Genomic DNA, 24452 nt, shown 5'->3' on the forward strand with positions numbered 1-24452 from the left:
CACCCGTCATCGTGCGAAGGCAGCTGGATCGAGGTCGAAGACACGCCCCCGATTGAGGATGTGCTTCGGGTCGAGCGCCGTCTTCAGCCGCCGCATCGTGGCGATCTCGGCGTCGCTGCGCACCAGATGCAACCACTGCTTCTTGTCGAGACCGATGCCATGCTCGGCCGAAACGCCGCCGCCCGCCACCGCCACGCCGCTATAGACGATGCCGTAGGCCGCCGCCGGATCCACAGTGCGCACCTGGTAGTGCAGATTGCCATCGCCGAGATGGCCGAAGACATAGATGTCGGCGTCGGGGTCAAAGGCGCGGATCGCGGTCTCCGCTTCTTGCAGGAACGCCCCCATCCGTGCCAGCGGAATGCTGATGTCGACGCCGATCAGGCCTTTCATCGAAAACAGGACGCGATTGGCGTCTTCCCGCACATCCCAGAGCGCGCGGAATTCACGCGGCGATTGCGAGACGACGACATCGTCGACCACGCCGTCCTCGACCGCCTGCATCAGGACTTCGGCGAAGCGCTCGCTGTCGCGCTCAGGCTCGCTGCCCTGGATTTCGGCCAGCACATAGACGGGCGAGCCCGCCGGCAATGGCGCCGGCATGGCCATGCTGGCAGCCATTACGTCATAGAGCGGCGCGAAGTTGACCTCATAGGCGGATAACAATGGCCCGAGCTTTTGCCGAAGCAGCCCGAGCAGGGCGATCGCCGCATCGAGCGAAGCGAGCGCGCAGAAGGCGTTCACCTCGGAGGCCGGCTTCGGATGCAGCCGGAGCGCGGCGCGGGTGACGACGCCGAGCGTCCCTTCCGCGCCGATGAAGAGCTGGCCGAGGTCGTAGCCGGAATTGTCCTTCGGCAGGCCCTTCATCGAGGACAGCACGCTGCCATCGGCCAGCACGGCCTCCAGCCCCAGCACCTGCGCCCGGTACATGCCATAACGCAGCACGCGGATACCGCCGGCGTTGGTGGCGATGTTGCCGCCGACCGTGGCCGAGCCGCGCGCGCCGATATCGACACCGAACATCAGCCCGGCACCGTCGGCCGCCTCCTGCACCGCTTGCAGCGTCGCGCCGGCTTCGGCGACGATACTGGAGGCTTGAGTGTCCGGCGCGGCGAGGCCGCTCATGCGCTCCAGCGACAGCACGATCTCCCCGGGCTGGACGCGCGTGCCACCGGCCAGCCCGGTGCGTCCGCCCTGGACGACGACCGGCTGGCCAAGAGCGTTGCAGCCAGCGAGCGCCGCCGCGACACCGATAGTATCGCGCGGACGCAGCACCACTTCGGGCAGCACGCCAAGCTTGCCGTCGGGATCGTCGCGATAGCGCTGGTCGACATCGGAGCCTGCAAGCACGCCGCCCACGCCCAGCCGATCGCCAAGGGCGGAGAGAAGCCGTTGCGTTTCAGGCGACATCGGACTCAGACGCCGGCGTGGCGAAGCGCGTCGTCTGCGTCCCGCGACCGCATGGGCCGATGAGTATTTCGTCCGCCACGCTCGCCATCCTTCAATTGCAGCCGGCCGATCCTATTCGGGATCGCCTGTCGTGCAAGCGATATCGGCTGCCCTGAGCGACACCGGCATCAATCACGGTAAGACGCGATTGATGCCGGCGGCCATTGTGTCTGCTTACTGAAGCTTGGCCTGTAGCGCGTTGACGTCATCGGTGGTCATTTCGCCATCGGTGGTCACCTTGCCATCGATGATCTTCCACAGCCGGAACGGGCCGGTGATGTCGCCGAATTTATCGAAGGCCACCGGACCGATGACGCCTTCGTAGCGGATCGGCTTGCCGTCCTTAATCAGGCCGAGCGCCTTGGCGAACTCCTCCTTACCGGCGAAGATCGGCGTGCCTGCCGGATCGACTGCCTTGTACATGGCATCCCTGATCTTGGCCGGATCCTCGGAGCCGGCAATGGCGATGGCCAGCCCGACGATGGCGCCGGCATCATAGGAACGATCGGCCGCCGGGTTGGAGGGTTCGATGCCGGAGAATGCCTTGTAGTTCTTGGTGAAATACTCGGTCGATGCGGTCGGGCTGGTTCCCGACGACGTGCCATAGGCGTCCTTCAGATAGTCGGCACCGACGGACTCGATGAAGTCAGGGCTGTTCATGCCGTCATTGAGCAGGAATTTCTGCACGCCGCCTTGCGAAATCCAGGTGCGGGCAACGGTCGCGCCGTCGACCGGCGTGCTGACCAGATAGAGGCCGTCCGGCTCGCCGGCCATCGCCGCCGTGACTTCCGAGGCATAGCTCGACTGCTTCTCGTTGTAGGGCGTGTCCGAAACGATGGTGCCCCCGAGCGCTTTGTAGGCACGCGAGAATTCGGCCACCATGTTGACCCCGAAATCGTTGTTGACGTGGATGATCGACAGCTTCTTGAAGCCCTTGTCTATGGCGTATTTGGCGGCGGCCACACCTTGCAGCGCATCGGACGTGATGGTGCGGAAGAAGATGCCGTTGGTCTTGCCGTCGCGGCCGAGCGCGGTCAGCGTCGGCGAGGAGGACGCCGGCGAGACCTGGACGATCTTGGCAGGTGCCGTGACAGAGGTCAGGATCGGAATCGACACCGACGAGATGATGCCGCCGATGATGACCGGCACCTTCTTGACCTGCACCAGCTGGGTCGCGGCGTCGACGGCGATGTTGCCCTGGCTCTGGCTGTCGCGCGTGTCGGTCACCAGCTCGCAGCCGCGCACGCCGCCGGCTTCGTTGATGTCGCGAAAAGCCATTTCGACCGACTTGGCGCCGGCCTGGCCGTATTCGCCGGCCGGACCGGTCAGTTCCATGACGAGGCCGACGGTGATCTTGCAGTCGGCGGCCTGCGCGGCGCCCGCCAGCGTGACGAGAGCAAGCGCGGTGGTGAGGTGGAGTATCGTCTTTCTCATTGTTGTTCCCCTTTCGTTACTCGACACTAATTTGATCTCTGGAGCCTGTTCAGCGTTCCGGCACCTGCAGCCAGGTTTCATGCAGGTGTCGCCATTCGACGCCGTTGGGCGCCGATGAACTGATGGTGAAGACAGCGCTCGACTGACGGCGACTGTGCTTGCCGCCGCGCAACTGCGCCTCGACGTAAAGGACGACGATGGAGTCCTCGGTTTGCCAACCGGGCCTGATATCCTCGATCGAAATGGCAAACCCGTCGTCGCATGTGGCGCGGCTTGAGCGGACATGATCAATCACAGCGTCACGGCCGAGGATCTGGCCGCTCGGTGCGATCATGGTCAAGCCTTCGCCCATGACGCCTTCGAAGCGCGTGAAGTCCACCGTGTCGGCTCGCGCGGCGACGAACCAGTCGACGAAGAAGCGATGCAGGCCGATAACCTCGGCGCTGGCCTGCGAAAACAGCGTCGGGTTGCTGGCGCTCATGTGCGGCCTGCGTTCAAATTGTAGTGCATGATCGAGCCGTGGCGGCCGTGACGGTCGCGCTCCAGCGTGTAGACGTCGCCGAGGGGACCTTGGCTTTGCGCGATAACAGTCGCTATTTTCGCCCGGTCATCGGCGTCGAGCGCGACATCCATAATGCCAGCATTGGCGAGCGCATGCGCCTGGTTACGGGCGCCGACGATGACGGCGGCGACTCGCGGCTGTTCCAGCACCCAGGCGCTGGCGATGGTGGCGATGTCGACGCAGTGGCGGTCGCCGACAGCCTTCAGTGCCTGGAGCAGCTGCTGGAACAGGTCCCAGCCGCCGAAATCATCGATGATCAGCTTGTATTTGACCAGTGAGCGGTTTTCGAGCGGCGTGGCGGGTTCGGACACGCCGAGCCATTTGTCGCTGAGGAAGCCGCCGGCTACCGAACCATAGCAGAGGAAGCTGACACCGTTTTTCGCGGCAAGCTCGGCGAGGCTGTGTGTCGGCCGCTGATCGAGCACCGAATATTGCAACTGCTGGCTGACCAGCGGAATGCCGGCGGCGAGGATTTCGGCCAGCCGCGGCGTGTCGAAATTGGTGGTGCCGAGATTGCGCACCTTGCCCTCGCGCCGAAGCTCGTCCAGCCAGCTCATCGCCTCGACATAGCGAGGCTGGTCATAGTCCCACCAGTGGAACTGCACGAGATCGAGCCGCTCGGTCTTCAGCCTGCGCAGCGACTGCTCGACGATGCCCCTGATATAGTCGCGGCTGATCGTGGCCAGCCGTTCCAGGTCGGGCACCAGCTTGGTGTGCACCTTCATTCTTGCGGCAACGTCGAGGCCGCGCTCGCTGGCCAGCCGCAGGCGCGCGGCGCCGATCAGTTCCTCGACGCCGGTGTAGATGTCGGCGCAATCATAGGTCCAGATGCCGGCATCAAAAGTTGCGATCAGGTCGCTCACCGCTTGATTGCGGTCGATGGCGCCATGGCCGCCGGCAAGCTGCCAGCCGCCGCGAATGACGCGCGAGATGGTGTAGCCGGGGCCGAGTTCGAAAGTCTTGGCGGTCATCCCTTGTCATTCTCCTTCGGCAGCGGCACGGCCGTGGCCTGCGCATGGCTGAACCGCCGTTTGCCGGTCCTGACGATCCGGAGCCGGCTGGCGCAATTGGGATCGGGACAGGCGATCTCGGCGTCCGAGGTCATCCAGTCATTGGCGTCGGTCGGGCGCTGCTTTGCCGCCAGCAGCGGCAACACGGCGGCGAGCGAATAGATCGAAAAGCCCTGCCCCGCCGGCAGGGACAGCATCTCGCCCTTGAGTTCGAAATAATCGCCCGCCTTGGCGCCGCAATAGATCGGCTTGCCCTCGGGGATGACCGCCTCGACGCGAAGGTCGAAGAGCTCGAAACTGTCGTCGGCCATGTCAGCCCTCCACCAGGCTGAAGGTGACGTCGCAGGCGCCGTTGCGGCGGATGACGCCACATGAGGCGGCGAATTGGTCGCGCTCTTCAGCGCGTACCTGCGCCACGACGCTGCCGGCCAGCCAGCCGATCGGGAACAGAAGCCGTGCGCCCTGCCCGTAGTAGAGGCCGATGTCGAAAATGGCATTGGGATTGCCGCCCCACATGCGCGGCGGCACATAGGACAGCACAATATCGCCGGGCTGCGGCGTCAGCGTTGCGTTCTCCGCCGGCAAGGGCCTGGCATAGGCCTGGCCATCGAGATCAGCTGATGGAATCGGGCAGGAGATTTCCGGTCCCGTCCACATCGCATGGATGCCGGGGACGACACGTGGCATGGCGAGGTACGCCTGGAGAAAGGCAGCGTTTTCCGGCGCCTTTTCGGGCAGCAGCAGCGCCGTCACGGAAAGCTTCGAGCGCGGTTCGGTGATCTTGAAGGCCGGCTTGTTCATGTCTGGTCTTTCGCGGCGGCGGATTGAAGCTTGTCGCGCAAGAAGGCAAAAGGCCGGCTGATATCGGCCACCAGCGCCTCGCGCGCCGCTTGCGCATCCTGCTTGGCGAGCGCCGCGACGATGCGGCGGTGATAGTGCGCGGTGTCGACCTCGCCGGCGTCGGAAAAGGCATAGATGGCGACGCGGATGCAGGGGCCCGATTGCAGCCAAAGGCTTTCGATCATCGGGATCAGCACGGCCGAGCCGCAGCAGCGGTAGATCTCGAAATGGAAGCTCTGGTTGAGCGTCGCTTCGCGGTCGATATCCTTCTTGTGCTTCAGCGCCCGCATCTCATCCCACTCGCCGAGCATGGCTTCAATCGAAGCGATCTGGCGCGGGCTCATGCGCGTGGCGGCAAGCGCGATCGCTTCGCCTTCGATGAGTGAGCGGGCACGCAAAAGATCGTCGATACGTTCCAGCGTGATCGGCGGCACGCGCACCGAGCGGTTGGGCAGCGCCTCCAGCGCCTTTTCCGTGATCAGCCGGCCGAGCGCTTCGCGCACCGGCATGGTCGAGGTGACCAGCGCATCGGCAAGGCCGCGGATGGTCAGCACCTGGTTCGGTTCGAAAAGGCCGCCGATCAAGGCGCGGCGCAATTCGGAATAGACGCGATCCTGCACGGTCTCGCGGCCGACCGGCGTAAGCTGGGCTGCGATTGTTTCGTTATTTCGCTCGATGGCAGCCTTCTGCATTCCGGCTTTTGCCCCGTTTTCGGCTTGCGGATGAAATTAAAGCCGAATAGCGTGATCAAAGCAAGTGTGATCACAAATCAATAATCAGGAGATGGCGATGACCGTCTTCGGCCAGAGGGTTTGATGAGCGAGGCAACCGAACGGCAGGGGAAGGAGACCCGTGCGCTGGCTCTGACGGCGAGGCATATCGTCAGGCGGTTCGGCGGCCTTGTCGCCGTCAACGATGTCTCGTTTGACGTCAAAGCCGGCGAAATCCTTGGCCTGATCGGACCGAATGGCGCCGGCAAGACGACCATGTTCGACCTGCTGGCCGGCAGTATTCTGCCTTCCAGCGGCGATATCCTGCTCAACGGTGCGCGCGTCTCCGGCGAAGCCGCGCATCTGCGTATCGGCCGTGGCCTTGGCCGTACCTTCCAGATCCCCCGCCCGCTGCCCAATCTGACGCTGATCGAAAACATCATGCTGGCGGCACAGGGCCAGGCCGGCGAAAAGCTGCTGGCCAACTTCGTCACGCCATGGCGGGTGGCGGCACAGGAAAAAGCGGCCAGGGCAAAGGCGCTCGACCTTTTGGAACTGGTGACCCTCGCGCATCTGGCGCATGAGCCGGCGCGCGTGCTGTCCGGCGGCCAGCGCAAATTGCTCGAACTCGCCCGTGTCATGATGGCCGACCCGGCAATCATCCTGCTCGACGAGCCGGCGGCCGGCGTCAACGCGACGCTGCTGGAAGTCATCATCGACCGCATCCGCGACATCAATGCGCGCGGCATCACCTTCCTGCTGATCGAGCACAATATCGACATGGTGACGCAGCTCTGTCACCGCGTGCTGGTCATGGCGAGCGGGCAACTGCTCAGCGAAGGCACGGCGGAAGAGGTCGCCCGCGACCCGCGCGTCATCGAGGCCTATCTCGGGGGCACCGCATGAGCGAAGCCGTCCTCGATGTCCGCGATCTCGAAGCCGGCTACGAGCCTGGCGTGCCGATCGTGCGCGGCGCCTCGATCACTGTCAGAAAAGGCGAGATCGTCGTCGTCCTCGGCCCCAACGGCGCCGGCAAATCGAGCTTCATCAAGGCGATCTCCGGCCTCGTCCCGATCACCGGCGGCACGGTGTTCTTGGACGGCAAGGACATCACCGCAGCACCGGCCCATACCATGGTGCGGCTTGGCCTGGCCTTCGTGCCGCAGACAGAGAATATCTTTCCCCTGATGTCGGTCGAGGACAATCTCAGAGTCGCCTGCGGCATCCTCGAGCGGCGTGAAATCCCAGCGCGTATGGACGAGATGTACGCGGCCTTCCCGGATCTCGTGCGCCAGCGCCGCACCGCCGCCGGCAATCTGTCGGGCGGACAACGACAAATGCTTGCGGTCGCCCGCGCCCTGATCGTGCATCCCAAGGTGCTGGTCCTCGACGAACCGTCGGCCGGCCTGTCGCCGAAATTCGTGTCGATGGTGTTCGAGATGCTGGCCGGCATCCGCAAGTCCGGCGTCACCATCCTCCTGGTCGAACAAAATGCCAAGGCAGCACTGGCGATCGGCGACCGCGCCTATGTGCTGGTCGAGGGCAAGGATCGGCACGAGGGCGTCGCTTCCGAACTGTGGAACGATCCTGTCGTCGCCGAACTCTATCTCGGTCAGCGCCCCTCTCGCGCCAGCAAGGGAGGCGCGGCATGAGCCTGCAATTTGTCGTCGATGGATTGCTGACGGGTTCGATGATCGGCCTTGGCGCCATCGGCGTGACGCTGACCTATTCGATCCTGCGCTTCTCCAATTTTGCTCATGGCGACTTCATGGCCTGGGGCACCTATGCGACCTTGGCCGTCGTCAGTGCCATTGGCGCCACCTTCGGCAAGGTAGCACCCATCGCGCCGCTGTCCTTCGGCTGGCCGCTCCTGGTTGCGCTGGTCGTCGGCATGGCCTTCACCGCCTTGCTGGCGCTGCTACTCGACAGAGTGCTGTTCTCGCGGCTGCGCTCGCAGGGCCAGGCGATCATCGTGGTGATGGCGAGCTTCGGCGCCTCGATGGCGCTGAGGAGCCTGCTCGAATTCACCTTCAGCTCACGTCCGACCTATTTCAGCAGGGCGATCCAGATCGCCATGCCGGTCGGCTTCGGCATCCGCATCACGCCCGATCAGATCGCACTTCTGCTGCTGACCGCGGTGCTGGTGCTCGGCGTGCATCTTTTGATGACGCGCACGCAGACCGGCCGCGCCATGCAGGCGCTCAGCCAGAATGCGGCGCTTGCCCGCATCGTCGGCATCGACGTCGCCAGCGTCGTGCGCGTCACCTGGATCATCGGCGGCGCGCTTGCCTGCGTCGCCGGCGTGATGATCGGCATCCTGGTGCAGATCCGACCGTTCATGGGTTTCGACATGCTGCTGCCGATGTTCGCCGCCGCCATTCTCGGCGGCATCGGCAGCATTCCGGGCGCGGTGCTCGGCGGCCTGATCATCGGGCTCGCCGAAGCCGGCGCGGTGCAGCTGATCGGCGCCGAATGGCGCGCCGCCGTCTCCTTCATCATCCTGATGGCGGTGCTGTTCGTGCGGCCGATCGGCCTTTTCGGAGTTCGGGAAAGATGATCGATCTTATCGGCTACGGCGCCTTCTTCCTGACCACCGCGCTGATCTTTTCGCTGGTCACGCTCGGGCTCAATCTGCAGTGGGGGCTGACCGGCCTGTTCAATGTCGGCCTCGCCGGTTTCGTCGCCATTGGTGCCTACACTTCGGCCTTGCTGACCACGCCGGACGATGCTGCGCGACTTGGTGGCTTCGGCCTGCCGATCCTTGTCGGCTGGGCGGGTGCCATGGTCGTCGGCGGCATTGCCGCTGCACTGACCGGCATGGCGACACTGCGGCTGAGATCCGACTATCTGGCGATCACCACATTCGGCGTCGCCGTCGTCGTGCAACTGGTCGCGCTCAATGCGCAGAAGCTGACCGGCGGGCCGTTTGGCATCGGCTTCATTCCGCGTCCCTTCGGCAGCCTTGCGGAGACGCCGCTGCTGTTCAACCTGTCCAACCTCGCCGTCGTCGGCGCGGTCACGCTGATCGCCTATCTCGCTCTGGAGCATCTGTCGCGCAGCCCCTGGGGACGCGTGCTGAAGGCCTTGCGCGAGGATGAGCGGGCGGCGATCTCGCTGGGCAAGAGCGCGCGCTTCTACCGCGTCCAGGCCTTTGCCGTCGGCGGCGCGATCATGGCGCTGGCCGGCGCGTTGCAGGCGCATTTCACCGGCTTCATCGCACCGGACAATTATTTGCCGATCCTGACCTTCCAGGTCTGGGTGATGCTGATCGTCGGCGGCTCGGGCAGCAATCTCGGCGCCGTCATCGGCAGCATCCTTGTCTGGGGGATATGGGCGGGGTCGGGCACATTGACCAGCGTTCTGTTCGCGCCCGAGCAGCAGGCGCGTGCGGCCTCGCTGCAGATCGTCGCCATCGGCGTCATGCTCTGCGTCATCCTGCTGATCCGGCCGAACGGTCTGTTCGGCGACAGGCCGCGTCGCCCACGCTTCGGCAAGCGAGAAAAAGCGGCGGCGATCAAGAGCAGTTCCGGATCATGACCGCTGCGATCGGGCAGGAAGCGCGTGGCGCTTCGCTCTGGCATGCCGTCAGCGGCAACCGCCGGGAACGGCCGGCGCTGCAAGGCGGGCTGGATGTCGATCTGGCCATCGTCGGCGGTGGATTTGCCGGCCTGTCGACCGCGCTGCACGCCGCTGAAAAAGGCATCTCGGTCGCTGTTCTCGAAGCCGAAATCATCGCCTGGGGCGCGACCGGGAGGAATGCCGGTTTCGTCGTGCCGAACTTCGCCAAGATGGACCCTGACAGCATCGTCGCGCATCTCGGCCCGGAGCGCGGCGAGCGCCTGATCGACTTTGCCGCCGGCAGTGCCGACCTGGTCTTCGGCCTGATCAAACGGCACGGCATCGACTGCGACGCCGTGCAGAACGGATGGATCCAACCTGCACATTCGCCTGCCGCCCTCGAGAAGGTCAAATCGCGCGCCGGGCAATGGGCGTGGCGTGACCGACCGGCTGTCACGTTGGATCGGCAAGACGTCGAGGCGCTGACGGGCGCACGCGGCTATGTCGGCGGCTGGATGGACCGTTCGGGCGGCGTGCTCAATCCGGTCGCCTACGCGAATGGACTGGCCGGTGCGGCGCAGAAGGCTGGCGCCAAGATCTTCGAGCGCACGCCGGTTACCTCGGTCGATCGCGTGGTCGATGGCTGGTCGCTGAAAACGCCATCGGGTTCGGCGCGTGCCGGCAAGGTGCTGATCGCCACCAACGCCTATGGCGGATCGCTCAATCCGCTGCTGCAACGAAGCTATTTTCCGCTGAAGATTTTCCAGATCGCGACAGAGCCTTTGCCGCGCGACGTGCGGACGCGTTTGCTTCCCGGCGGGCAGGGCGTGGGCGACACCAGGCGCAATCTCTTCACCTTCCGCTTCGATGCCGACAATCGGCTGATCAGCGGCGGCATGCATATTCTGAGCGCCGGCGCCGACACACGCGTGCCGCACACGATCTGGCGGCGGCTGGCCAGCCATCTCGACCTGCCGGACCTGCCACCGCTTGCCTATGGCTGGTCAGGAATGGCCGCGGTCGAGCCGGATTTCCTGCCGCACCTCCTGGATCTGGGGCCAGGGCTGATCGCCGGCCGCGCCTGCAACGGGCGCGGCATCGCCATGACGACGGCGATGGGCAAAGTGCTGGCCGACTGGGCCGCCGGAACCGAGGTGCGTGATTTGCCGCTGCCGTTCGCACCGCCGGCGCCGATCCCCTTCCACGCGCTGCTGCGGCACGCGCCCAACATGCTGCTTGGCTGGAGCATGCTGCGCGACCGGCTGGACGACACCGCATAGGCCCCGACCCAGCCTGCCGTCGATCAGGCCGTCATGCGAAGATTTTCGGAGAGAACCGCGGCCGCCACGGCGATGTCCTGCTCGAGGGAGACCCGGACAGCAGGGCCATCGCGCTGCTCCAGCGCGGCAACAATCCTGCGATGCGCGTCGTTCGACTGCGGAATATAGCGATCGGCCTGCATCAGCAGCTTCAGATAGGGCCCGACGCGGCCCCAGAGATCGCGGATCATGTTCAACAGGATCGGCGCGCCGGCATGCTGGTAGATGGCGAAGTGAAACGCCTCGTTCAGCGCGAGATAGCCTCTGGCGTCGCCGGCCTCGATCGCGCGCTGCATGCCGGCGAGCGTCGCCTGTATCTCGACCAGCCCGCTTTCGCTCATCCGCGTGGCGGCCATCTCACCCGCCAGCCCTTCGACGGCAATGCGGATATGGGTCAATTCCTCGAAGGCCGGGGCCGACAGCAAGGGCACGATAACAGAGCGGTTGTTCTGCATCTCGAGCAGCCGCTCGGCGACCAGCCTTTGCAGCGCCTCACGGATCGGCGTCGTCGAGATGCCGAAGGTCTCGGCAAGCTTGCGGATGACCAGCGTCTGGCCTGGGCTGAAACCGCCTGAAATCAATTCCTGCTTGAGCGCGCCATAGGCGCGGTCGTTGAGGGTTTGATGTTCGAGCTTCAGCATGCGTTCCGATCACCAGTTTGACAAAGCGCGATCGAGCGTCTCGGCCAGTTGCTCGGCATTGTCCCTGGCAAAGGGCAGCGGCGGCCTGATCTTCAGCACATTGCCGCGCGGACCGCAGGACGAGATCAGCACGCCATTCTCGCGCATGGCTTCGACGACAGAAGACGTCTTGCTGGCGGCCAGCGCTTCGTCGCCATCCGCTGTCAACTCGACGCCGAAATAGAGGCCGTTGTGCCTGACGTCACCGACCATGCCGTGCCGGCCCTGCAGCGCCCGCAGCAGATCAGCCGTATAGGCGCCGACATTGCGCGCGTTCTCGATCAGCCCCTCGCCTTCGATCACGTCCAGAACCGCGATGCCGACGGCGGCCGCGACCGGATTGCCGCCGAAGGTGTTGAAATAACCGGTGTTGGAGCCGAAGGACGAGACAAGCCGCGGGCGCACCAGCACCGCACCCATCGGATGCCCGTCGCCGATCGGCTTGCCCATGGTGACGATGTCGGGCTCGATGCCATAATTGGCAAAACCCCACATGCCCTGGCCAAGGCGGCCGAAGCCGGACTGGACCTCATCTGATATGACGATGCCGCCGGCCTTCCTGACGTGATCCGCCGCCTCGCGCAGGACAGCCGCGTCGGGAAAGAAAATGCCGTCGCTGGAAAAGGCGGAGTCAAGCAGCAGCGCCGCCGGACGAATATTCTGCGCACGCATGTCCTCGATGGCGGCGGCGACATTTCTGGCGAAGTCCTTCGCGGCGCGGCCGTGGTCGCGGAACGTGTCCGGCGCGGCCACGGTCCGATGGTGCGCGGGCACGCCCTTCGCGCCGACCGCCGCAGGCGACAGCTGCGCGGTAGCGATCGTGGCGCCGTGATAAGCGAAATCGGTGATGATGACGCCGGTGCCGCCGCTCGAATGCTGGGCGATGCGGATGGCGAGGTCGTTGGCCTCGCTGCCGGTGCAGGTGAACATGGCATGGCCGAGATGGGAGGGAACCGTGCCGAGCAGTTTTTCCGCATAATCGAGGATGATCTCGCTCAAGTAGCGGGTATGGGTGTTGAGCGTTGCGGCCTGTCCCGACAGCGCCTCGACGACGCGCGGATGGCAGTGCCCGACCGAGGCGACGTTGTTGTAGGCGTCGAGGAATTTGCGACCTGTCGCATCGTAGAGCCAGACGCCGCTGCCGCGCACCAGATGGATCGGGTTGCGGTAGAAGGCGCGATAGGTCGGCCCAAGCAGCCTGGCGCGGCGTTCGAGCAGGGCCTGCTCGGATGCTGTCGAGTCCGTATTTGCGGGATATGGCGAAGACTGGGACACGGGCATCTACTCCGGATTGGAATGGTCGAGAAAATAACGGCGGGCCTCATCGGACGACAGCCCGTCCAGTCGCTCGAGCGACGCCCAGACCTCGGTGATGAGGCGCAGCACATAGTCGCGCTTGGCCGGGAACCGTTCCGCCTGCCAGCTGGCGATGTTGGCGATGAGCGCGAGGCGAGCACGGATCAGATCGAAAAGGATGCCGATCTCTTCGGCCTCCAATGCCTGCACCGACTGGTAGCCGGCGACGAAGCGCGCGGCCGGCGCCAGCGGATGGCCTTCAGCCGGCCAGCGGTAGACGGCGCCGATGGCGAGATCGCAGATCAGCGGCGAATGGATCATGTCGCCGAAATCGAGGATGCCGCTGACCATTTCCGGCCGCGAGGCATCCATCACCACATTGTAGGAGTTCATGTCGTTGTGGACGATCTGGGCGCGCAGGCTCGGAATGACCGGCGCCGCACGCGCCTCGAAGGCATCGATGACGCGCTCGACCATGGCGCGGTGGCCGGCATCGGCGATAAACGCCAGCATCGGCCGCGTCTTGGCGACCTTGCGGATGTCCCAGAGCAGGTCGCTGCCGGCGGCCGGATGGAAGAAGCCGCGCAGAGCCCGGCCAAGCCGGGCGAGGAAAATGCCGAGATTGCGATCCTGCGCCGCCGACGTGGGGCAGCGCGACAGCAACTGGCCGGGCAGATAGGTGACCAGCCGAATGATGCGCGGCGCCGATCCGCCGACGCTGACCGTGAACTGCGCTTCGCCCTCGAGGCTCTTGCGCACCGAAGGAACCGGCAAGGTCGGGTCGACCGCCAGGATGTGGTCGAGAGCCTTGTTCTGGAAATCGGTGAAGCCGGCTTCCTCCGCCGGATGGGAAATCTTGAGGACGAACTCGCCCTCGCCGTCGGTATGGATGTGGAAATTGTGGTCACGTTCGCCCGGCAACGGCCGCGCGCTGCCGGTGAGGCCGTAGTGCCGGCGCAAGATGGCAAGCGCATCGGCGATCGAAACGTCGGGCGCATCCTGCGCCAGCGTTTCGCCAAAAGCGTCAGGCACAGCCGCATTCATGAGCTCATCTCCGGATCGATCGGCTCGAGGCCGCACCAGTCGGCGATGAACAGCGCGATGGTCTGGGTGACCTTGCGCACCGAGTCGAGATCGACGGCCTCGTCATAGCCATGCGGCATGCGGCAGATCGGGCCGTAGACGATCGCCGGCGTGTCGGCATAGAGGCCGAAGAAGCGCGCATCCGTGGTCGCCGAGGTGACGTGTTCCGTCAGCGCCTCGCCCCACACGGTGGTATGGCTGCGGCGCAGCACGGCTTCCATCTCGTCGGCGCCCTCCAAAACATACCCCTCGGCCATGAAGCCGTTGTAGGTCATCTTGGGCGGGCGATTGGCCAGGAAGGGATCGGCACGGGCCGCATCTGCGATGCAGGCTTCGAGCTCGGCCCTGGCATCCTCGAGCTTCTGCCCGGGATAGGTCGCGACCCGCATCTCGAAGACGCAGCGTGCCGGAACGCTCGATGTCCATTCGCCGCCCTCGATCTTGCCGAGGTTGAAGCGGATCGGGTGCGGGTGATCGCAGAAATGCTTGTCATCGACCTTGCGCGCGTTCCACACGATTTCGAGCTGCTTCAGCGCCTGGATGATGAGAAAGGCCTTTTCGATGGCATTGGCGCCGGCCGAGAAAGCGCCCGACGCATGCTGCGGATCGCCGTCGACCTCGACCCTGAACCAGATCGGCCCCACCTGCGCCCGCATTAAGCGCGGTTCCAGGGGCTCGGGAATGAAGGCGGCGTCGGCGCGATAGCCGCGTTGCAGGCAGGCGAGCGCGCCATTGCCGGTGCACTCTTCCTCGACCACCGACTGGAGGTAAACATTCGCGGCCGGCTGATAGCCGAGGCTGCGCAAGGCGGCGAGCGCATAGAGGCAGGCCGACAGGCCGGCCTTCATGTCGCCGGCGCCGCGGCCATGCATCCAGCCGTCTTCGATGGCCGGATCGTAGGGGTCGCGCACCCAGCGGTCGAGCGGCCCCGTCGGCACCACATCGATATGGCCGTTGAGGATCAGCGAGCAGCCGGTGGCGTTTCTCGGCGTGTGGGTAGCGACGACATTGAAAGCATCGTCGTAGGAGACCGCAACCGGTGAAAACCCAGGCAGGTTACGGATCGCGTCGACATCGACGCGCCACATATCGACCGCGTAGCCATCGGCCTCATAAGCGGCCGCCATGAAGGATTGCGCGGCGTGTTCCTCGCCGCGCTGGGAAGGAAAGCGCACGAGGTCCGCCAGGAACGCGACTTGCCGCGCGAAGCCGTTATCGACCGCGCGCAAAATGGCTTCGTCGGCAATCCGCTCAGGCATAATATTTCGCTTTCCCGTGAATGGTGTATCATATCTCATATGCCATATCGTGGAAAGGCAAGGAGACAGGTCGGGCCAAAACTATGGCCCAACCCGGGAAGCTCTTGGCAGGCGGGCGCAGAGTTGGCATCAGCTTACTGCATGCTGGCGAAACCGCTTGGCAGAGTTCGAGGACAGATGCTGGTCACCGAAGGCGCATTGCCGGATGAAATCACCGATCTCACGTCAGGCTACCGGCGCGTGCCGGCCGGCAAGATCGTCAATGCGGTGACGTGGATGGAGGCGCGCGCCCCGGTGCCGGGTTTCGCCCAGCCCCTGGCGATGACCCGGATCGCCAAACCCGACAGCGCCGCCTACCGCGCGATCTTCCTCAAGATCGGTGCTCCCTGGCTGTGGGACCGCGCCGCCGAAATGTCGGATGCCGAAATATCAGCGCATTTCGCCGATCCGTGCCAGCATCTCTATTATGGCCGTGATGAGAGTGGCGGCCATGTCGGCATGGTCGAGTTCCGCATGGCCGACGACAACGAGATCGAGATCACCTATTTCGGCCTGTTCCCCGGCTTGACCGGTCGTGGCCTCGGCAAACGGCTGATGGCTGGCGCGCTCGATCAGGCATGGCGCCTCGCCCCGGGCCGCATCTGGCTGCACACCAGCAGCATCGACCATCACAGCGTCATCGGTTTCTACCGGGCCTGCGGGTTTGAGCCCTATGCGACGGGTTTCGAAATCACCGACGATCCCCGGATCAAGGGAACCCTGCCGCGCGATGCCGCTCCGCAAATCCCGTTGATCGAAACGGAATGGGTGCCCGGCGCCAGATGAGACCATCTTCGCAACCCGCCGGACTGTCATCGTCTCACCATCGCCGGTGGGTGCGGCGCGAAAGCATCCTGTCGAGGCTGGAGCGGCATGTCGACACGCGCATCGTGCTGTTCGCGGCGCCCGCCGGCTTCGGCAAGTCGACGACGATGGCGCAATGGGCGGCTGAGGTCGCGCGCCACGGCCGTTTGACGGCATGGCTGTCCTGCGAGGCGACGGATAATGACGAAGGCGCCTTCCTGTCGCATCTGGTGGGCGCGCTGCGCCACCTGGTCCAGAACCCGGCCGAACTCGACCTCGCCTTCCAGTCGAGCCCTATCCCCCAGCTCGACGTGGTGCTCGCGGCACTGGTGATGGGTTTTGCGGCGCGCGACGCCGAAATCACCCTGTTCTTCGACGACTACCACGTCATCGAGGCGGCGGCGGTGAAGCGCTTCATGGAACGCCTGACGCGGCAGGCGCCCGCCAACATCGCCTTCGTCATCGGCTCGCGCAACCTGCCCGACCTGCAGCTCGGCAAGCTCAGAGTGCTTGGCGACGTTTTCGAAATCGGCCCGGACGATCTGCGCTTCGCCTCGTCCGAAGCCGAAGCCTTCTTCAATGACAAATTGGGCCTCAGCGTCAGCAGCGGTACCGTCGAGGCCTTGTGCTCGCGGACCGAGGGCTGGGCCGCCGGCCTGCAACTCGCCTCGCTGTCGCTCAGCGCCGCGCATGCACCGGAAACCGTTATCGGCAATTTCACCGGCGCCAACCGCAACGTCGCCGATTTCCTGATGGGCGAAGTCTTCCTGGGGCTGCCGCCGGCCCTGGCGAAGTTCCTGCTCCACAGTTCGGTCTTCGAGCGCTTCAGCGCCGAAGCGTGCCGGGCGGTCCTGCGGGCGGCGGATGCCGAGGCCGATATCACCGAGATCGAGACCCGCAATCTTTTCCTCGTGCCGCTCGATGAGGAGCGGCGCTGGTTCCGCTATCATCATCTGTTCCATGACTTCCTCAGCCGCGAAATGGAGCGGCGCGAGCCGGAGATGATCGCACCGCTGCACCTGGCCGCCGCCGAATGGTTCGGCGAACGCAAGATGCTGACCGAGGCGATCGGGCATGCGCTCGCCGCCGGCGACCAGGCCCGCGCTGCGGTGTTCGTCGAGAACAACGCGCTCGAGCTCATCGCCCAGTGCCAGCTGCTTTATGTGCGCCAATTGCTGGCGCTGTTGCCGAGGAAACTGGTCGACCAGCGCATCCGGCTGCAGCTCATCGTGCTATGGCTGGCGGTGCACAGCAGCCAGCCCGAGATCGCCCAGCAGACGCTCGCCAATGCGCGCAAGCTGGTCGAAACCGGGCCGGCCGACGGCAAGGATCCCGGCACGCTGACCGGCACCACGATCGAGGCCGAAATCGCCGTCCTCGATGCCGCCGTGCACAGCACGCTGGAGCGGTTCGAGGACGCGCGCGACACCGCACTGTCCGCCCTGCGCATCATCGCGCCCGATGCCTGGTTCATGGAAGGGGCGACCGCCAATGTCATCGGCTACAATCTCTATGCGCTGGGCGACCTCGAGGGGGCGCGGGCGGCGGCGGACGCGGCACGCAAGGCGCATGAGCGAAGCGGCAGCCTGCTCGGCGTCACCATCGCCAATTGCTACATGGCCGTCATCGAGCGCTCGGCCGGCCGCCTGCCCGCCGCCGAAAAGCTGCTGCGCAACACGATCATCGAGGCGAGGACGCGGATCGGCGCAAATTCCTATGCCGAGGCGCTGGCCGGAACCCTGCTGGCCGAACTCGCCTACGAGACCAACGCATCCGGGGAGGCGCTGACGCTGGTCGAGAATCTCGGGCCGCTGATCGAGGGCGCCGCGGTCATCGTCTATCCGCTGGCCAGCGTGCCGACCTATGCCCGCGTCCTGCAGTTGACCGGTCGCGGCGACGCGGCGCTCGACATGCTGGAGCGTGTCTACCAGCGCGTGCGCGGCTCCGTCTACCGCCGCCTCGCTTCGGTGCTGGTGCATGATCGCATCCGGCTGCTCATCGACCAGAACCGTGTCGCCGAGGCACGCGCCCTACTCGACGAGCATCGCCGCGAAAGCGCTGAAACCGCGCCGACTGTCGCCAACGAATTCGAGTTCTTCGCCGAGGGCCGGCTGCTGACGGCGGAAAAATCCCACGCGGCCGCCGCGGCACTTCTCGACGTGCTGCTGGAGCGGACGAAAAGCAGCGGCCGCATGCGCCGCCACATACTGGCGCTGATCCTGCGCGCCAAGAGCGCCGGCCATGACCAGCGCGAGGCCGACCGTCATCTCCTCGAAGCGCTACGCCTTGCCCAGCCTTCCGGCTTCATCCGTTCCTTCGTCGACGAGGGCAGGCCCGTGGTCGAAGCGTTGATGCGATTGCGCGCGGCGCAGGCAAAGACCGACCCGTTCCTGTCGGCCTATGCGACGCGTATCATCGATGCCGCGCAGACGATGCCCATGGCGACGCGCAAATTGGCCGCCCCTGCAGCCGAGAAGGAACATCTCACCCAGCGCGAGTCCGAGCTGCTGCGTTGCTTGTCGGAAGGCATGTCCAACCGCGATATCGCGGTCGCGCTTTCGGTCAGCGAAACGACGGTGAAATGGCATTTGAAGAACATTTTCGGCAAGCTCTCGGTCTCGAACCGCGTCCAGGCCGTGCGTGCCGCGCAGGCGGCCGCAAACCTCCGCCCCCCTCCGAAAGGAGGGGCATAGACATCCCGCGTGCCCCCCTCTTTCGGGTCGGGCCATGGCATCGTTAGCCTGCTAGCGTCGTCCAGATTTTAGAGGACGCTGCTTATGGCGACAGGTTACGTTTTTCACGAACAGCTGATGTGGCATGACACCGGCCCCAGCGCCGACATGATGCCTCCCGGCCGTTTCGTGGAACCGGGACGGCACCTGGAATCGCCGGGGTCGAAGCGCCGGCTGAACAACCTTATCCAGGTCAGTGGCCTGGCGCGCCATCTGGTGCCGATCCTTGCCGAGGCGGTGACGGTCGAGGACCTGCTGCGCGTCCACACGCAGCGCCATGTCGACGACATCCGCATGCTCAGCGAACGCGGCTGCGGCTTCGCCGGCCCCCAGGCACCGATCGGCCTCAACAGTTTCGACATCGCCCTCCTCTCGGCCGGCACCACCTATGCCGCGATGCGCGCGGTGCTGACCGGCCGTGTCGACAACGCCTATGCGCTGGCGCGGCCACCGGGGCATCATGCCGAGCCCGACCAAGCAATGGGCAACTGCCTGTTCTCCAACATCGGCATTGCCGTGCGCCGGCTGCAGCATGAAGGCCTGCTTGGCCGCGCGGCGATAGTCGACTGGGACGTGCATCATGGCAACGGCACCGAGACGGTGTTTTATTCCGATCCGTCGGTGCTGACCATTTCCCTGCACCAGGACAATCTCTATCCGACCGGGCGCGGCGCGATGGCCGACAATGGCAAGGGCGAAGGCGAAGGCTACAACATCAACATACCGCTGCCGGCCGGCAGCGGCACCGGCGCCTATGAAGCCACCTTCGACCGCATCGTCGCCCCCGCGCTGCGCGCCTACAAACCGGATCTCGTCATTGTTGCCTCCGGCTTCGACGCGTCGGGCTTCGATCCGCTCGGCCGCATGATGCTTAACAGCGAATGCTTCCGGCGCCTTGCCGCGCGCATGGTGGCGCTGGCAGCCGAGACATCGAAGGGCCGGCTGATGATGACCCATGAAGGCGGCTATTCCGAAGGCTATGTGCCGTTCTGCGGCCATGCCGTCATCGAAACACTCGCCAATCACCGCACCGAAGTGATCGATCCGCTGTCGGACCATATCGACGAATGGGCCGGGCAGGACTTGCAGCCGCATCAGGCTGCGGTGATCGATGCGGCCGAAGGCCTGCTCGCAGGCCTGCGCCAACGCCTCGCAAGTGCTGCCTGACACGATGGATTTTGTCGTCACCACGCTCCTCAACGCGCTGACGCTGATCAGCATCCTGATGCTGGTCGGGCTCGGGCTGGCGATCAGCTTCGGCCTGATGAACGTGACCAATCTGGCGCATGGCGAATTCGTCACTGTCGGCGCCTTCGCGGTCTATTTCGTCCAGAGCGTGGGCGGCTCGTTCTGGCTGGGGCTGGCCGCCGCACCCATCGCCGGCGCGGTGGTCGGCTGCATCCTGGAGTTCGCCATCATCCGCCATCTCTATTCGCGGCCGGTCTCGACCGTGCTTGCCACCTGGGGCGTCAGCCTGATCCTGCAGCAGGGGCTGGAACTGACCTTTGGCCTCGGCGCCAAGCCGGTGACGCCGCCGATCGAGGGCACGTTCGACCTGTTCTTCACCGTCTATCCCGCCTATCGGCTGATCCTGATCGCCATCGCCATGCTGACCTTGCTCGGTGTCGTGCTGCTGATCAGCCGGACGTCGTTCGGCCTCGACATCCGCACCGTCATCCAGAACCGCGAAATGGCCGAAGGCGTCGGCATCAACACGCGGCGCACCTACGCCATCGCCTTCACCTTTGGCGCGGCGATCGCCGGGCTCGCCGGCGGCCTGGTCGCACCGCTGGCGATCGTGCTGCCGCAGATGGGGGTGAACTACCTCGCCAATGCCTTCTTCGTCGTGATTGTCGGCGGCGTCGGCTCGATCGGCGGTCTCGTCGCCGGCAGTGTCTTCGTCGGCGGGCTGACCAGTGTGCTCAACTACCAGATCTCGCCATCGCTGGCGCAGGCGATCGTGCTGCTGGCGGCCATCGTCGCCGTGCGGCTGCGGCCCAACGGCCTGTTCAACGGAGCGTCGCGATGATCGCCCGCGACCGCAACTGGCTGCTGATCTTCGCCGTCTGCGCGGCGCTCGCCGTCGTCTATCCGTTCATCGCCGACGGCTACCAGCTGACGGTGATCCGCGACGCGCTGATCTTCGGCCTGTTCGCGGCGAGCCTCGACTTCTTCTGGGGCCGCACCGGCATCCTGTGTTTCGGCCACGCCGCCTTCTTCGGCATTGGTGGCTACATCATGGCGCTGGTCACGCTCAACGACGCCATCCCCTTGGGCAGCCTGCTCGGCATCCTGGGCGCGATTGCTGGTGCTGCCTTCGTCGCCGCCATCATCGGCTACTTCCTGTTCTTCGGCGGCATCCGCGGCAGCTACTTCACCATCGTGACGCTTGCCATGGGCGTCATCTGCCAGCAGGCTGCCGTCTCCTGGAGCTCGGTCACCGGTGGCGACAGCGGCCTGATCGGCATTCCGCCGATCGCCTTCGATCTTGGCGAAATACATGTCGATCTCAGCCAGGATCTGCCGAGTTACATCTTCGTCGCGTCCATCGTTGCGGTGGTCGTGCTGGTGCTGTGGTCGCTCAGCAGAGGTCGCTGGGGCGCCGTGCTGACCGCCATCCAGGACAATGAAGTCCGGGCGGCCGCCCTTGGCCACAATGCGCCGCTGAGGCTACTCGTCACCTTCGTCCTGTCCGCGGCGATCGCCGGGCTCGCCGGCGCGCTCTACGTCTGCATGGCCGGGTTGGTGGCACCCGACCTGTCCGGGCTGCTGCTGTCGACGGAAGTCATCGTCTGGGTAGCGGTTGGCGGGCGCGGCACGCTGCTTGGTCCGGTGCTGGGCGCCATCGCCATACAGCGCGCACAGCAGACGATCAGCAGCTTCAACCCGAGCCTGTGGCCGCTTTTGCTCGGCTGCGTCTTCGTCGTCATCGTCTTCGTGCTGCCGGACGGCATCCTGTCGATCTATGCGCGGCTGAAGAGCCTGTTCAAGGGCCGGAGGCAAGCGCAATGAGCGACGTGCTGCTTCAGGCCGAGAATGTCGGCATACGCTTTGGCGGGCTGCAAGCGCTGGAAGGGTTGAACCTGACGGTGCGCGACAGGGAGCTCTGCTGCATCATCGGGCCGAACGGCGCCGGCAAGAGCACCTTCCTCAACCTTTTGACCGGCACACTTCGCCCGACCAGCGGCAGCGTGCGCTTCCTCGGCCACGACATTGCCGGCCTGCCGCTGCACCGCATCGCCCGGCTCGGCATCGCCCGAAAATTCCAGATCCCGTCGGTCTTTCCGAGCCTCTCGGTCGAGGACAATCTCAAGGTCGCACGGTGGGGCACCTCGTCGCCGGTGCGTCCGGTCGGTGAGCTGCTGGACCTGGTCGCGCTTGGCAGCCGCGCGGCCACGCTGGCCGGCGAACTGGCGCACGGCCAGAAGCAATGGCTGGAGATCGGCATGGCATTGGCGATCGAGCCAAGGCTGCTGCTGCTCGACGAGCCGACCGCCGGCATGACGCCGCAGGAAACGCTGGCGACCGCGCAGATGCTGTTGCGGCTCAAGGGCGAGTTCTCGATCGTCGCTGTCGAGCACGACATCCGCTTCGTGCGGGCGCTGAACTGCGAGACGCTGGTGCTGCACCAGGGACGCCGGCTGCGCAGCGGTCCTTTCCACGACATCGAGGCCGACGAAATGGTCCGCGATGTCTATCTGGGGAGGCGCTGACCATGCTGCGGACACTCGCGGTCTCGGCCGGCTACGGCCTGCTCCCTGTGCTGAACGGCATCGATCTCAGCGTGGCACCGGGTGAAGTCGTCGGCCTGCTTGGCCGCAATGGCGCCGGCAAGACGACGCTGCTGCGCGTCATCGCCGGTGGCCTGAAGGCGAGCGGCGGCGCGGTTGTTCTCGGCGATCAGGACCTTACCGACGCGGCGGCCTTCCGCCGGGCGCGGGCGGGCATAGCGCATGTTCCGCAGGGCCGCGGCATCTTCAACCAGCTGACCGTGCGGCAGAATTTGGAGGTCGGCACGCGCGCAGCCATGGACCGTGGCGACGGCGGCATTCCTGACGACATCTTCGGCTATTTTCCGATCCTGCGCGAACGCGAGGCGCAAATCGCCGGCACGCTATCGGGCGGCCAGCAGCAGATGCTGGCGATCGGCCGCGCGCTATGCGGCCTGCCGTCGGTGCTGCTGCTCGACGAACCCTCGGAAGGCATCCAGCCGAACATCGTGCAGTCGATCGCCGAGCTGGTGCCGCGCATCGCCCGCGAGCGCGGCATCGCGATCGTTCTGGTCGAGCAGAATCTCGATCTCGTTCTGAAGGCGGCCGACCGCTGCCTGGTGATGGAAAAGGGCAGGATCGTGCACGAGGGCACGCCGGAGGCGTTCGCCGACGAGAGCCTGCTGAAGGACCTGTTGGCCCTATGAGGCGCGCCTGAAGCGCATCTGGACCTGCTGACTTTGTAAGGCGTGCATGGGGCGCGCCTGGACTGGAAGGGAACATAACAATGATAAGCAGAAGAACGATACTGAAATCCGGCGGCGCAGCCGCCGCCTTCGCCATGGTCGGCGCGCCGTCGATCCTGCGCGCCGCCGATACCGTCAAGGTCGGCCTGTCGATCCCGATCACCGGACTGCAGGCGATCCTCGGTGAGACGCTGCTCAATTGCTACAAGCTCGCCGCCGCCGAGCTCAATGCCGCCAACGGCATTGGCGGTCGCCAGGTCGAACTGTTCATCGAGGACAACCAGACGACGACCAAGGGCTCGATCGACAAGGCGCGCAAGCTCATCAACGAAGACAAGGTCGACGTGGTCATGGGCACGATCATTTCGCCCGAGCGCAGCGCGACGCTGTCGGTGACCTCGAAAGCCAAGAAGCTGTTCTTCTACCCGACCAATTTCGAGGGCGGCGAATGCAACCGCTACTTCGTCGCCACCGGGCCGATCCCGATGCAGCAGGTCGACCCGATGATGCCGTGGGTGGCCGAGAATCTCGGTAAGACGATCTATGTCATGGCCTCGGACTACGCCTGGCCGCAGAAGATGACCGAGGCGATCACGGCGGCCTATGAGAAGGCCGGCGGCAAGATCATCGGCGCCGACTACTATCCGTTCGGCACCACGGATTTCGGCCCGGCTTTCCAGAAGATCAAATCGCTGAAGCCCGATGTCGTCTGGTCGATGGTGGTCGGCAACGATGCCGTCACGCAGCTCAAGCAATATCGCTCTTTCGACATCAAGCAGCCGCTGATCGCGCCGCTCGACGAGGTTTTCAACAAGGACGCGCTGCCGCCCGGCGTCGCCGCCGGCACCTATGCGCCGCAGCCTTACTGGATGGCGCTCGACAATCCGGTCAACAAGAAGTTCATCGCAAGCTTCCGCGAAAAGTTCGGCCAGGAGAAGATGGTCAACGGCATCGGTGAGGCCGGCTACAACGGCCTGCATCTCTATGCGCTGGCCGCCGAGAAGGCCGGGTCACTCAGGGATGACGATGTGCTCAAGGCATTGCCCACCATCGAGTTCGACGCGCCGCAAGGCAAGATCCGCGTCGATGCCTCCAACAACCACACGCTCTGCCATTCCTATGTCGGCAAGGCGGCGGCGGACGGCATCAGCTACGAGATCGCTAAGGATTTCGGCGCCATCACGCCGGTCACGCCTTACTGCAAGGTGTAGGATCTTACAC

General features: G+C 65.1%; 24 protein-coding genes. 13 read left to right on the forward strand and 11 right to left on the reverse strand.

Annotated features, from left to right (window positions below; genetic code table 11):
- Nucleotides 1–6 precede the first annotated feature (6 nt).
- The 7 genes from D3242_RS02335 to D3242_RS02365 form a co-directional block, all read right to left on the reverse strand.
- Nucleotides 7–1410: an FAD-binding oxidoreductase gene (locus D3242_RS02335; RefSeq protein WP_064983325.1), complete on the reverse strand. Its 1404-nt coding sequence runs from the start codon at nt 1408–1410 to the stop codon at nt 7–9.
- Between the two features lie 213 nt (nt 1411–1623).
- Nucleotides 1624–2883, reverse strand: a complete 1260-nt coding sequence (locus D3242_RS02340) for an ABC transporter substrate-binding protein (RefSeq protein ID WP_064983327.1) — start codon at nt 2881–2883, stop codon at nt 1624–1626.
- A 49-nt stretch (nt 2884–2932) separates the two neighbouring features.
- Nucleotides 2933–3364: a hypothetical protein gene (locus tag D3242_RS02345; RefSeq protein ID WP_064983328.1), complete on the reverse strand. Its 432-nt coding sequence runs from the start codon at nt 3362–3364 to the stop codon at nt 2933–2935.
- Nucleotides 3361–4416, reverse strand: coding sequence for an aldo/keto reductase (locus tag D3242_RS02350; RefSeq protein WP_064983330.1), 1056 nt, complete (start codon nt 4414–4416; stop codon nt 3361–3363). Before D3242_RS02350 ends, D3242_RS02345 begins: the two co-directional genes overlap by 4 nt.
- Nucleotides 4413–4766 (reverse strand): TIGR04076 family protein, encoded by a 354-nt coding sequence (locus D3242_RS02355; RefSeq protein ID WP_064983332.1) that lies wholly within the window; start codon nt 4764–4766, stop codon nt 4413–4415. The genes D3242_RS02350 and D3242_RS02355 overlap by 4 nt, the downstream gene beginning before the upstream one ends.
- A gap of 1 nt (nt 4767) precedes the next feature.
- Entirely contained in the window at nt 4768–5256 is a 489-nt protein-coding gene (locus D3242_RS02360) for a DUF3830 family protein (RefSeq protein ID WP_064983333.1), read from the reverse strand.
- The gene (locus D3242_RS02365) at nt 5253–5987 is read right to left on the reverse strand and encodes a GntR family transcriptional regulator (protein ID WP_064983335.1); all 735 of its coding nucleotides are present in this window, start codon (nt 5985–5987) and stop codon (nt 5253–5255) included. The genes D3242_RS02360 and D3242_RS02365 overlap by 4 nt, the downstream gene beginning before the upstream one ends.
- 123 nt (nt 5988–6110) lie before the next feature.
- Between D3242_RS02365 and D3242_RS02370 the strand changes: the two genes are divergently transcribed.
- The 5 genes from D3242_RS02370 to D3242_RS02390 are packed head-to-tail and all read left to right on the forward strand — an operon-like array spanning nt 6111 to nt 10843.
- Nucleotides 6111–6911 (forward strand): ABC transporter ATP-binding protein, encoded by an 801-nt coding sequence (locus D3242_RS02370; RefSeq protein ID WP_064983337.1) that lies wholly within the window; start codon nt 6111–6113, stop codon nt 6909–6911.
- Entirely contained in the window at nt 6908–7657 is a 750-nt protein-coding gene (locus tag D3242_RS02375) for an ABC transporter ATP-binding protein (protein WP_019856734.1), read from the forward strand. Before D3242_RS02370 ends, D3242_RS02375 begins: the two co-directional genes overlap by 4 nt.
- Nucleotides 7654–8562 (forward strand): branched-chain amino acid ABC transporter permease, encoded by a 909-nt coding sequence (locus D3242_RS02380; RefSeq protein ID WP_064983339.1) that lies wholly within the window; start codon nt 7654–7656, stop codon nt 8560–8562. Before D3242_RS02375 ends, D3242_RS02380 begins: the two co-directional genes overlap by 4 nt.
- Entirely contained in the window at nt 8559–9542 is a 984-nt protein-coding gene (locus tag D3242_RS02385; protein WP_064983341.1) for a branched-chain amino acid ABC transporter permease, read from the forward strand. Before D3242_RS02380 ends, D3242_RS02385 begins: the two co-directional genes overlap by 4 nt.
- Nucleotides 9539–10843: an NAD(P)/FAD-dependent oxidoreductase gene (locus tag D3242_RS02390; RefSeq protein ID WP_064983343.1), complete on the forward strand. Its 1305-nt coding sequence runs from the start codon at nt 9539–9541 to the stop codon at nt 10841–10843. The genes D3242_RS02385 and D3242_RS02390 overlap by 4 nt, the downstream gene beginning before the upstream one ends.
- 23 nt (nt 10844–10866) lie before the next feature.
- Here D3242_RS02390 and D3242_RS02395 read toward each other — a convergent pair whose 3' ends face one another.
- From D3242_RS02395 to D3242_RS02410, 4 genes are read right to left on the reverse strand one after another with little or no spacing between them, the layout of a single operon-like run.
- Complete coding sequence (locus D3242_RS02395; protein ID WP_064983344.1) at nt 10867–11523, reverse strand: GntR family transcriptional regulator; 657 nt, start codon at nt 11521–11523, stop codon at nt 10867–10869.
- A gap of 9 nt (nt 11524–11532) precedes the next feature.
- Nucleotides 11533–12843, reverse strand: coding sequence for an aspartate aminotransferase family protein (locus D3242_RS02400; protein ID WP_019856729.1), 1311 nt, complete (start codon nt 12841–12843; stop codon nt 11533–11535).
- A complete protein-coding gene (locus D3242_RS02405; RefSeq protein ID WP_027046575.1) occupies nt 12844–13902 on the reverse strand; it encodes a phosphotransferase in 1059 nt (352 codons plus the stop codon).
- A complete protein-coding gene (locus D3242_RS02410) occupies nt 13899–15200 on the reverse strand; it encodes an ArgE/DapE family deacylase (RefSeq protein ID WP_064983346.1) in 1302 nt (433 codons plus the stop codon). Before D3242_RS02410 ends, D3242_RS02405 begins: the two co-directional genes overlap by 4 nt.
- A 177-nt stretch (nt 15201–15377) precedes the next feature.
- Between D3242_RS02410 and D3242_RS02415 the strand changes: the two genes are divergently transcribed.
- The 8 genes from D3242_RS02415 to D3242_RS02450 all read left to right on the forward strand — a co-directional run bounded on the left by D3242_RS02415 (nt 15378) and on the right by D3242_RS02450 (nt 24442).
- A complete protein-coding gene (locus D3242_RS02415; protein ID WP_223217772.1) occupies nt 15378–16025 on the forward strand; it encodes a GNAT family N-acetyltransferase in 648 nt (215 codons plus the stop codon).
- The gene (locus tag D3242_RS02420; RefSeq protein ID WP_064983587.1) at nt 16022–18736 is read left to right on the forward strand and encodes a winged helix-turn-helix domain-containing protein; all 2715 of its coding nucleotides are present in this window, start codon (nt 16022–16024) and stop codon (nt 18734–18736) included. The genes D3242_RS02415 and D3242_RS02420 overlap by 4 nt, the downstream gene beginning before the upstream one ends.
- 84 nt (nt 18737–18820) lie before the next feature.
- Entirely contained in the window at nt 18821–19942 is a 1122-nt protein-coding gene (locus D3242_RS02425; protein WP_064983350.1) for a class II histone deacetylase, read from the forward strand.
- Nucleotides 19887–20804, forward strand: coding sequence for an urea ABC transporter permease subunit UrtB (gene urtB, locus D3242_RS02430; protein ID WP_019856724.1), 918 nt, complete (start codon nt 19887–19889; stop codon nt 20802–20804). The genes D3242_RS02425 and urtB overlap by 56 nt, the downstream gene beginning before the upstream one ends.
- Nucleotides 20801–21787, forward strand: coding sequence for a branched-chain amino acid ABC transporter permease (locus D3242_RS02435; RefSeq protein ID WP_064983352.1), 987 nt, complete (start codon nt 20801–20803; stop codon nt 21785–21787). Before urtB ends, D3242_RS02435 begins: the two co-directional genes overlap by 4 nt.
- Nucleotides 21784–22488, forward strand: coding sequence for an ATP-binding cassette domain-containing protein (locus D3242_RS02440; RefSeq protein ID WP_019856722.1), 705 nt, complete (start codon nt 21784–21786; stop codon nt 22486–22488). The genes D3242_RS02435 and D3242_RS02440 overlap by 4 nt, the downstream gene beginning before the upstream one ends.
- A 2-nt stretch (nt 22489–22490) precedes the next feature.
- Nucleotides 22491–23192, forward strand: a complete 702-nt coding sequence (locus tag D3242_RS02445) for an ABC transporter ATP-binding protein (protein ID WP_019856721.1) — start codon at nt 22491–22493, stop codon at nt 23190–23192.
- 80 nt (nt 23193–23272) lie between these two features.
- Nucleotides 23273–24442 carry a substrate-binding protein gene (locus tag D3242_RS02450; RefSeq protein ID WP_019856720.1) on the forward strand — a complete coding sequence of 390 codons (1170 nt, stop codon included), beginning with the start codon at nt 23273–23275 and terminating at the stop codon, nt 24440–24442.
- The last annotated feature ends 10 nt before the right edge of the window (nt 24443–24452 follow it).

Source organism: Mesorhizobium jarvisii (assembly GCF_003601985.1).
GTDB lineage: Bacteria > Pseudomonadota > Alphaproteobacteria > Rhizobiales > Rhizobiaceae > Mesorhizobium > Mesorhizobium jarvisii.

Bases quoted from the DNA above. Each gene is read 5' to 3' on its own strand.
- D3242_RS02335 (WP_064983325.1), bottom strand. From the start codon at position 1,410: ATGTCGCCTGAAACGCAACGGCTTCTCTCCGCCCTTGGCGATCGGCTG.
- D3242_RS02340 (WP_064983327.1), bottom strand. From the start codon at position 2,883: ATGAGAAAGACGATACTCCACCTCACCACCGCGCTTGCTCTCGTCACG.
- D3242_RS02345 (WP_064983328.1), bottom strand. From the start codon at position 3,364: ATGAGCGCCAGCAACCCGACGCTGTTTTCGCAGGCCAGCGCCGAGGTT.
- D3242_RS02350 (WP_064983330.1), bottom strand. From the start codon at position 4,416: ATGACCGCCAAGACTTTCGAACTCGGCCCCGGCTACACCATCTCGCGC.
- D3242_RS02355 (WP_064983332.1), bottom strand. From the start codon at position 4,766: ATGGCCGACGACAGTTTCGAGCTCTTCGACCTTCGCGTCGAGGCGGTC.
- D3242_RS02360 (WP_064983333.1), bottom strand. From the start codon at position 5,256: ATGAACAAGCCGGCCTTCAAGATCACCGAACCGCGCTCGAAGCTTTCC.
- D3242_RS02365 (WP_064983335.1), bottom strand. From the start codon at position 5,987: ATGCAGAAGGCTGCCATCGAGCGAAATAACGAAACAATCGCAGCCCAG.
- D3242_RS02370 (WP_064983337.1), top strand. From the start codon at position 6,111: ATGAGCGAGGCAACCGAACGGCAGGGGAAGGAGACCCGTGCGCTGGCT.
- D3242_RS02375 (WP_019856734.1), top strand. From the start codon at position 6,908: ATGAGCGAAGCCGTCCTCGATGTCCGCGATCTCGAAGCCGGCTACGAG.
- D3242_RS02380 (WP_064983339.1), top strand. From the start codon at position 7,654: ATGAGCCTGCAATTTGTCGTCGATGGATTGCTGACGGGTTCGATGATC.
- D3242_RS02385 (WP_064983341.1), top strand. From the start codon at position 8,559: ATGATCGATCTTATCGGCTACGGCGCCTTCTTCCTGACCACCGCGCTG.
- D3242_RS02390 (WP_064983343.1), top strand. From the start codon at position 9,539: ATGACCGCTGCGATCGGGCAGGAAGCGCGTGGCGCTTCGCTCTGGCAT.
- D3242_RS02395 (WP_064983344.1), bottom strand. From the start codon at position 11,523: ATGCTGAAGCTCGAACATCAAACCCTCAACGACCGCGCCTATGGCGCG.
- D3242_RS02400 (WP_019856729.1), bottom strand. From the start codon at position 12,843: ATGCCCGTGTCCCAGTCTTCGCCATATCCCGCAAATACGGACTCGACA.
- D3242_RS02405 (WP_027046575.1), bottom strand. From the start codon at position 13,902: ATGAATGCGGCTGTGCCTGACGCTTTTGGCGAAACGCTGGCGCAGGAT.
- D3242_RS02410 (WP_064983346.1), bottom strand. From the start codon at position 15,200: ATGCCTGAGCGGATTGCCGACGAAGCCATTTTGCGCGCGGTCGATAAC.
- D3242_RS02415 (WP_223217772.1), top strand. From the start codon at position 15,378: ATGCTGGTCACCGAAGGCGCATTGCCGGATGAAATCACCGATCTCACG.
- D3242_RS02420 (WP_064983587.1), top strand. From the start codon at position 16,022: ATGAGACCATCTTCGCAACCCGCCGGACTGTCATCGTCTCACCATCGC.
- D3242_RS02425 (WP_064983350.1), top strand. From the start codon at position 18,821: ATGGCGACAGGTTACGTTTTTCACGAACAGCTGATGTGGCATGACACC.
- urtB (WP_019856724.1), top strand. From the start codon at position 19,887: ATGCGGCCGAAGGCCTGCTCGCAGGCCTGCGCCAACGCCTCGCAAGTG.
- D3242_RS02435 (WP_064983352.1), top strand. From the start codon at position 20,801: ATGATCGCCCGCGACCGCAACTGGCTGCTGATCTTCGCCGTCTGCGCG.
- D3242_RS02440 (WP_019856722.1), top strand. From the start codon at position 21,784: ATGAGCGACGTGCTGCTTCAGGCCGAGAATGTCGGCATACGCTTTGGC.
- D3242_RS02445 (WP_019856721.1), top strand. From the start codon at position 22,491: ATGCTGCGGACACTCGCGGTCTCGGCCGGCTACGGCCTGCTCCCTGTG.
- D3242_RS02450 (WP_019856720.1), top strand. From the start codon at position 23,273: ATGATAAGCAGAAGAACGATACTGAAATCCGGCGGCGCAGCCGCCGCC.